The organism is Angustibacter speluncae, assembly GCF_054777815.1.
Genome location: NZ_BAAHAF010000026.1, coordinates 1 through 8690 on the forward strand (window position 1 = coordinate 1; position 8690 = coordinate 8690).

General features: G+C 76.4%; 4 protein-coding genes and 1 pseudogene. 2 read left to right on the top strand and 3 right to left on the bottom strand.

Translation table 11 applies throughout. The features are described 5' to 3' along the window. Positions 1-1277, bottom strand: a pseudogene (locus tag ACYVKY_RS02895) (hypothetical protein); the annotation flags it as partial. A gap of 66 nt (positions 1278-1343) precedes the next feature. Next, positions 1344-3176 (bottom strand): MazG family protein, encoded by a 1833-nt coding sequence (locus ACYVKY_RS02900; RefSeq protein WP_460433489.1) that lies wholly within the window; start codon positions 3174-3176, stop codon positions 1344-1346. A gap of 110 nt (positions 3177-3286) precedes the next feature. On the opposite strand from ACYVKY_RS02900, the gene lhgO reads away from it, so the two are divergent. Then, positions 3287-4492 (top strand): L-2-hydroxyglutarate oxidase, encoded by a 1206-nt coding sequence (gene lhgO / locus ACYVKY_RS02905; protein WP_460433490.1) that lies wholly within the window; start codon positions 3287-3289, stop codon positions 4490-4492. Between the two features lie 172 nt (positions 4493-4664). Here lhgO and mfd read toward each other — a convergent pair whose 3' ends face one another. Continuing rightward, on the bottom strand, positions 4665-8267 hold the full coding sequence (gene mfd / locus ACYVKY_RS02910; protein WP_460433491.1) for a transcription-repair coupling factor: 3603 nt from the start codon (positions 8265-8267) through the stop codon (positions 4665-4667). Between the two features lie 147 nt (positions 8268-8414). On the opposite strand from mfd, the gene ACYVKY_RS02915 reads away from it, so the two are divergent. Then, the coding region (locus ACYVKY_RS02915; RefSeq protein WP_460433492.1) for a hypothetical protein at positions 8415-8690 on the top strand (276 nt) is incomplete at its 3' end.

Genomic DNA, 8690 nt, shown 5'->3' on the forward strand with positions numbered 1-8690 from the left:
GCGGTGGCGACCGCCACGAGGGCGAGGGCGGCGAGCAGGGCCACGACGACCGCGCGCACCGTGGGCACCAGCGCGGCGGACGTGACGTCGCCGGGCGGCCCGGCCGCGACGACCAGCCCCCACGCGGCCAGCGTGCCGACCACGCCGCCGACCACCGCGGGCAGGAGCACCTCGACCACTCCCACCGCGGCGACCGCGGCGGGGGCGAGCCCGACCCCGGCCATCGCCCGCAGCTCGCCGGCCCGCAGCCGCAGGGTGAGGCCCACGGCCACCAGGACGGCGGCGAGCCCCACGAGCACGCCGCCGTTCGCGACCGTCCGGGTGCTCGCCCGCACGTCCTCGGCGAGCGCCTCGGCGTCGCCGACGAGGTCCTCGACCCCGCTCGCGACCCCGAGCCGCAGCGGGCCGTCGTCGATGTCGACCTCGCGCGGGTCGACGGCGGTGCGCCGCAGCCGCTCCACGTCGCGGGCGGTGCGGCGGGCGTCGGCCAGCGTCGGGCGGGGCGGGTCGAGGCGCACCTCGGCCGTCCAGAACAGGATGTCGCCGACCCGGTCTGCGTACCGCTCGGCCGAGGCCAGGTCGGTGACGACGAGGTGCGCGGGCAGGGTCGCGAACGAGGTGTCCTGGGGCAGGCCGGCGCGGCGCCCGAACCACAGCTCGCGCCCGGGCGGGTCGAGGGGGCGGCGCTGGTCGTCGGCCCGGTAGGTGCCGGCGAGGGTGACCGGGGCGGTGTCACCGCGTCCCTCCAGGGTGTCGAGCGCCAGCTCGACCCGGTCGCCGGGCACGACGTCGAGGGCCGTGGCCACCTCCTCGGAGAGCCACACCCCGCCGTCGACGGGCTCGTCGACCTGCGCGACCACCTCGAGCGCGGACGCGGGGTCGTCGACGGCCGCGAGGCGGGCCCGCGCCTCCCGGCCGGCCGCCACCACGACGGGCTCCTGCACCGACCGCGGCACGAGCTCCTGCGCGACCGAGAACGCCAGCACCACCGGCGGTCCCGCGCCCTCGACGTCGTCGAGCTGGTCGAGCAGGGTCTGCTGGCGCACGCTCGACGGGGCGGACCCGCCGTTGAGCCGCACCACCGGGGCGTCGCGCGCCGCGGCGGTGACGGGGACGGCGTCGAGGGTGCGCGCGAGCGAGGCGTTGTCGGCGGCCTCGGCGAACAGGGGCCCGGCCGCGGCGGTCAGCGCCAGCACCGCGAGGACCACGACCTGCAGGACCCCCGAGGTGCCGCCCGACCACGCGCGACGCAGGGCCCGCCCCCAGAGCGGGCTCATGGACGCAGATCGTGCCCCGTCCCGGGCTCGGGGTCGAGGGGCTTCTCACCCGGACGGGTGGCTCGTTCAGGTCGCAGGATCGGGTGCCCAGCGCGCGACCGCGGCCCGGAACCAGTCCGCCACCTCGGCGCGGACCCCGGCGGCACCCTCCTCGTCGCGGTCGGTGGCCGCCGGGTCGTCGCGTCCGAGCGTCGCGCGGACGAGGTCGAGCACCGCCCCGGGCACCCGCCCGGCCTCCGCCTCGCGGCTGACGGCCTTGCGCCGCACGGCCTCCTCGACCGCCTCGGCCACGCCGGCGGGCAGCTCGGTGCCGGCGACCAGCGACGGCAGGTCCATCGGCGGGACGACCCGGTCGGGGTGCTGGTCGAGCCAGCGCAGGGTGAGGGCGGGCCGCAGCGCGTAGAACAGCCGCTTCAGGGGCACGGCCGCGCCCTCGCGGTCGAGGGCGGCGGCGACCTGCTCCCACTGGCCGCGGCCCACGTGCAGGTGGTGGCGGCGCAGCAGGTCGGGGTCGGCCACCCGCTCGGCGAGGTCGAGGAAGGAGTCGCGGAAGGCCGTGTCGACGCCGTAGGCGATCGGCGAGCGCAGCCACTCGAGCACCACGGCGTTGCCGCGCACGAGCAGCTGCACCGCCTTGCGCAGGTCCCACCCGCCGACGTCGAGCACGGCGTCGAGCGGCGTCTCGACCACGTCGCGCGGCAGCCAGGGCGAGAGGTACTCGCTCGTCGGCCGCAGGTAGACGAAGCGGCAGTCGTAGTCGCTGTCGGGCGACGGGAAACCCCAGGCGCGGCTGCCGCTCTCGATCGCGAGCGGGATCGCGACGCCCTCGACGGCGGCGACCGACGTGAGCCGGGCGTCGACCTGCGCGACGACGTCGGCGTCCATCGAGGCCGGGATCGACCGCACCCAGGTGGTCGATGCGGCCCGGCCGGCCTCGGCCGCACGAGCGCGGTCCTCCAGGGCGCGCACGGACGTCCGCAGCGCCGCCTCGGCGTCCTCGCCGCGCCCGCGGGCGCGGACCACCTCGGCGAGCAGCCGCTCCCCCGTCGACCCGTCGCCGCTGCCGAGCGGCACGTCGAGGTCGGTGCGGCCGACGCGGCCGAGCACCTTGTGGGCGCGGGCGAGCGACGGCAGCGCGACGGGGACGCCGTCGAGCACCGACGCGCGTCCCTTCTCCTCCCGCTTGATCTGCTCCCAGTTCGCCTCGACGTGCGCGGCGGTCGGGGCGTCGACGTCGCCGAACACGTGCGGGTGGCGGCGGCGCAGCTTCGCGACGATGCCGCCCGCGACGGCGTCGACGTCGAACGGCTCGTCGGCGTCGTCCTGGGCGACCCGGGCGTGGAACACGACCTGGAGCAGCAGGTCGCCGAGCTCCTCGACGAGGTGGGCGCGGTCGCCCGTCTCGACCGCCTCGGCGAGCTCGAACGCCTCCTCGAGCGCGTACGGGACGAGCGAGGCGTGGGTCTGCTCGGCGTCCCAGGGGCAGCCACCGGGCGAGCGCAGCGTGTCCATCACCTGCACGAGCTCGAGCAGGGTCGAGCCGGGGACGTCCCACGACCCCAGCAGCGACTCCACCTGCGGCGCAACGCCTGCGGCGCCCTGCACCAGGGCGCGCGTGAGGGCCCGCGGCACGCCGTCGTCGCCGGCCTGCACGAGCCACACCACCCGGCCGGAACCGGCGGACGCCAGCAGCCGCGCCGCGACCTCCTCCGGGTCGCCGTCGACCCGGTGCACGGTCACGCCGGCCGCCGCGAGCGCGGCGTCCCACCCCGCCGGCACCTCGCGCGCGAGCACCTCGTCGGCCTGCTCGAGCGCCTCCCAGCCGTCGCGGGTCAGCACGCCGGCCGGCACCTGCGCCGCCACGTGCAGCAGCACCAGCCCGGTCGGTCGCTGCGTCATGCGCGCAACCCTAGGCGCGCGCACCGACCCGTCGGGGTGGCGGTCCGTGCGGCGGCCGTCGGCGGCTCCTGGGCCCGCGACCCCGACGCCCCGGTACGTACGCTCGGCGGGTGGGCAGGACGGTGGTCGTGGGCGGCGGGCTGGTGGGCCTCGCCACGGCGTGGGCCCTGGTGCAGCAGGGGCGCGAGGTCGTGGTGCTGGAGAAGGAGGACGGGTGGGCGCGGCACCAGTCCGGCCACAGCTCCGGCGTCGTCCACTCCGGCCTGTACTACGCACCCGGGTCGCTCAAGGCGCGGCTGACACCGCGGGCGGTCGAGCGCCTGGCCGCCTTCTGCGCCGAGCACGACGTCCCCCACCGCACCACGGGCAAGCTCGTCGTCGCCACGGACGAGCGCGAGGTGCCGCGGCTGGACGAGCTGGCGCGGCGAGGTGCCGCCAACGGTGTTCGCGTGCAGCGGATCCCGCCGGACGAGGCGCGCGAGCACGAGCCGCACGTGCGGTGCGTCGCGGCGCTGCGCGTCGCCTCGACCGGCGTCTGCGACTACCCGGCGCTCGCGCGTCGGCTGGCCGGCCTGCTGCACGACGCCGGGGCCGGCCTGCGGCTCGGCACGACGGTGCTCGGCCTGCGTCCGCGCGGCGGCGCGGCGCAGCTGCTGGTCGAGGACGCGACCGGGCGGGAGGTGCTCGACGCCGACGCGGTCGCGGTGTGCGCGGGATTGCAGGCCGACCTGCTGGCGGGCGACGCCGCACGCGCCGACGACCCGGCCGAGGACCTGCGGGTGCGGCCGTTCCGCGGCGAGTACCGCGCGCTCGCGCCGTCGGCGGAGCACCTGGTGCGCGGGCTGGTCTACCCCGTCCCCGACCCCGACCTGCCCTTCCTCGGCGTCCACCTCACCCGGGGCGTCGACGGGCACGTGCACGTCGGGCCGAACGCGGTGCCGGCGCTGGCGCGGGAGGGCTACCGGCGGCACGAGGTGTCCGCCTCCGACCTGGCGGCGGCGCTGCGGTTCGGCGGCACGTGGCGGCTAGGGCGCCGGTTCTGGCGCTACGGCGCGGGCGAGGTCGCCCGCGCGGCGTCCGACGCGCTGTTCCTGCGGGCGGTGCGCCGGATGCTGCCCGAGGTCACCGCGCGCGACCTCGTCCCCGCCCCGGCGGGCGTGCGCGCGCAGGCGGTGCGGCGCGACGGCCGGCTGCACGACGACTTCGCCCTGCGCCGGGTCGGCCCGGTCGTGCACGTGCTCAACGCGCCGTCGCCGGGCGCCACCGCCTCGCTGCTGGTCGGCGAGCACGTCGCCGCCACGCTGCTGCGACCCTGACCCGTCGCCCCCCTCCCCCGGGCAGACCCGTTCGACCCCGTCTCCGCGAGGTGAGCACGCACTTCACGCGGCTCGCACGCCACGTTCAGCGGGCGCTCACCAACTGAACGTGGCGAACGGACGTGGACGGACGTGGCGAACAGACGTGGCGGACGGACGTGGCGGACGGGCGTCAGGAGCCGGTGCGGCTCGCGGCGGCGACGTCGTCGAGCAGGACGGCGTCGACGACGTCGCGGCACCAGTCGAGCAGGGCGGTGTCGCGCAGCGGGCGCCCGCCGACCCGCGCCGTCTTGGGGCCCGGGACCAGGACCGTGCGCACCGCCGGCTTCACGAGCGAGCCCGGGTAGAGGCGCTTCAGCCGCAGCTGCTGGCTCTCGCGCAGCTCGACCGGGGCGAAGCGCACGTGCTGGCCCTGGGCGCTGACCTCGGCCACCCCGGCCTTGCGGGCGTGGACGCGGAACCGCGCGACCTCGACCAGGTTGCGCACCGGCTCGGGCGGCTCGCCGTAGCGGTCCTGCAGCTCGGCGACGACCTCGTCGATCTGCTCGAGGGTCTCGGCGGCCGCCAGCTTGCGGTAGGCCTCGAGCCGGAGCCGCTCGTGCGGGACGTAGTCGTGCGGCAGGTGCGCGTCGACCGGCAGCTCGATCTTCATCTCGGGCAGCGGCTCGGAGTCCCTGTCGCCGCGGAACTCCGCGACGGCCTCGCCGACCATCCGCACGTACAGGTCGAACCCGACGCCCGCGATGTGGCCGGACTGCTCGCCGCCGAGCAGGTTGCCGGCGCCGCGGATCTCGAGGTCCTTCATCGCCACCTGCATGCCGGCACCGAGGTCGGTGTTCGACGCGATGGTCGCCAGCCGGTCGTGCGCGGTGTCGGTGAGCGGCTTCTCGGGCGGGTAGAGGAAGTAGGCGTACGCGCGCTCGCGGCCGCGGCCGACGCGACCGCGCAGCTGGTGCAGCTGCGACAGGCCGAACCGGTCGGCCCGCTCGAGCACGAGGGTGTTGGCGTTCGAGATGTCGAGGCCGGTCTCGACGATCGTCGTGCAGACCAGGACGTCGAACCGCTTCTCCCAGAAGTCGACGATGACCTGCTCCAGCTGGTGCTCGCCCATCTTGCCGTGCGCCACCGCGACCCTCGCCTCGGGCACCATGTCGCGGATGCGCGAGGCCGCGCGGTCGATCGACTCGACCTTGTTGTGGACGTAGAAGACCTGGCCCTCGCGCAGCAGCTCGCGCCGGATCGCCGCAGCCACCTGCTTCTCCTCGTAGGCACCGACGAAGGTCAGCACCGGGTGCCGCTCCTCGGGGGGCGTCGCGAGGGTGGACATCTCGCGGATGCCGGTGATCGCCATCTCGAGCGTGCGCGGGATGGGCGTGGCGCTCATCGCGAGGACGTCGACGTTGGTGCGCAGCGCCTTGAGCGTCTCCTTGTGCTCGACGCCGAACCGCTGCTCCTCGTCGACGACGACCAGGCCGAGGTCCTTGAACCGCACCGACGACGACAGCAGCCGGTGGGTGCCGATGACGACGTCGACCGAGCCGTCGGCGATGCCCTCGACGACCGCCGACGCCTCCTTGTCGGTCTGGAACCGCGACAGCGCCTTCACCGTGACGGGGAACGCGGCGAAGCGCTCGGAGAAGGTCTCGAGGTGCTGCTGCACCAGCAGCGTCGTGGGCACGAGCACGGCCACCTGCTTGCCGTCCTGCACGGCCTTGAACGCGGCGCGCACCGCGATCTCGGTCTTGCCGTACCCGACGTCGCCGCAGATCAGCCGGTCCATCGGGACCGTCTTCTCCATGTCGGCCTTGACCTCGTCGATGGTGGCGAGCTGGTCGGGCGTCTCGACGTACGGGAAGGCGTCCTCGAGCTCGCGCTGCCACGGGGTGTCCGGGCCGAACGCGTGGCCGCTCGTGGCCATCCGGGCGGCGTAGAGCCGGATCAGCTCGCCGGCGATCTGCCGCACGTGCCTGCGCGCGCGGCTCTTGGTCTTGGCCCAGTCCGAGCCTCCCATCCGGTTCAGGCTCGGCGCCTCGCCGCCGACGTAGCGCGTCACCTGGTCGAGCGCGTCGGACGGGACGTAGAGCCGGTCGCCGGGCTGGCCCCGCTTGCTGGGCGCGTACTCGATGACGAGGTACTCGCGGGTGGCGCGGTCGCGGCCGGAACCCACGCTGCGCTGCATCATCTCGACGAACTTCCCGACGCCGTGCTGCTCGTGCACGACGAAGTCGCCCGGGCGCAGCTGCAGCGGGTCGACCTGGTTGCGGCGCCGGCTCGGCATCTTCCGCATGTCCTTGGTGCCCACCGACCCGCGACCGAGGATGTCGGCCTCGGTGAGCAGGGCGACCTTGAGCCCCTCGTCGACGAACCCCGCCGCCGCCGGTGCCGTCGTGACCAGCACCAGCGCCGGCTCCGGCACGTCGTCGACGTCGTCGACCCGGCGGACCGCGACGTCGGACTCCTGCAGCAGCTCGGTGACGCGCTGCGCCGGACCGGGTCCCGGGGTGGTGACGACCACCCGCCACCCGTCGCGCACCAGCCCGCGCAGGTCCTCGAGCGCGGCGGGGACGTCGCCGCCGTACCCCTGGACGTCGCGGGCGCCGAGCACCACCTGGCTCGGCGCGTCGTCGGCCCCGCCGGCGAGCCCGGTGAGCTCGGCGTCGGCGACGAAGGACGACACCGACCACCAGGTGACGCCCGCCCGCAGCGCGTCGGCCCGCACCTGCGCGAGGGTGTGGAAGGACGCCTCGGACAGGTCGACCGGGGTCGCGTTGCCGCTGGCGGCGTTCGCCCACGCGGCGGCCAGGAACTCCTCGGTGGTCTGCACCAGGTCGTGGGCGCGGGCCCGGACCCGCTCGGGGTCGACCACGACCACCATCGACCCCTCGGGCAGCAGGTCGGTGAACGGCTGCATGCCGTCGACCAGGGCGGGCGCGAGCGACTCCATGCCCTCGACCGCGATGCCGGCGGCGACCTTGTCGAGCATGTCGGCCGCGCCGGGCAGCCGGTCCTTCAGGGCCAGCGCCCGGTCGCGCACCTGCGGCGTCAGCAGGATCTCGCGGCACGGCGGGGCCCACACGCCCTCGGGCACGACCTCGAGAGAGCGCTGGTCGGCCACCGCGAACGAGCGCACCTCCTCGACCTCGTCGCCGAAGAACTCGACCCGCAGCGGGTGGTCGACGGTGGGCGGGAAGACGTCGAGGATGCCGCCCCGGACGGCGAACTCGCCGCGCCGCTCGACCATGTCGGTGCGGCTGTAGGCGGCGTCGACGAGGGCCTGCACGACCTCGTCGAGGTCGTGCTCCTCGCCGGCGCGCAGGCTGACGGGCACCAGGTCGCCGAGACCGCGCACCACCGGCTGCATGACCGCGCGCACCGGTGCGACCACCACGCGCACGGCACCGGAGGTGACGTCGTCGGCGTCGGGGTGCGCGAGCCGCCGCATCACGGCGACGCGGCGGGCGACGGTGTCGGAGCGCGGCGAGAGCCGCTCGTGCGGGAGCGTCTCCCAGGCGGGCAGCTCGACGACCTCGTGGGCGGGCAGGTAGCAGCGCAGGTCGGCCGCGAGCTCCTCGGCGGCGCGGCCGGTGGCCGTGACCGCGAGGACGACGGCGCCGTCGCGCGCCTGCGCGAGCCGCTGCTGCAGCTCGCCGAGCAGCAGCGGGCGGGCACCGGGCGGGGCCGCGACGTCGAGCGCCGGCGCGGCGCCCACGAGCGGCAGGGCGGCGACCAGGCCCGGGTCGGGCCGCACGGCGGCGGCGAGTCCGGTGAGCGGCATGGGGTCCTTCTCGGCTGGGGTGCTCTCGTGCTCGGCGACCGGCCGGGAGCGTCCTCGGCGGGCGAGCGGGTCAGGTGCCCAGCCTACGCGGCGGGTCCGACGGGCGGCCGGACGGGACGAGCCCCCGCCGTGCGGGACGATGGGCCGGTGAGCGCTCCCGTCGTGCCGGTCCCCCCGGACGTCCTCGCCGGCCTGCAGCTCGTGGCCGACGGGCTCGCCCCGCAGCGCGAGGTGGTCGTCCCGCTCGACGACGGGGCGACCGCGGCCGCGCTGGCGGCGGACCGGCTGCTCGTCCGCGACGACGAGGCGGTGCCGGTGGTCACGCTGACCGGTCTGGCCCGTGCCGACGGCGGCGTCGTCGGGACCGCGACGCGCGGCCCGGGCACCTCGCGCGCGCCGGGGCACGACCGCCGGGTCGCGCCC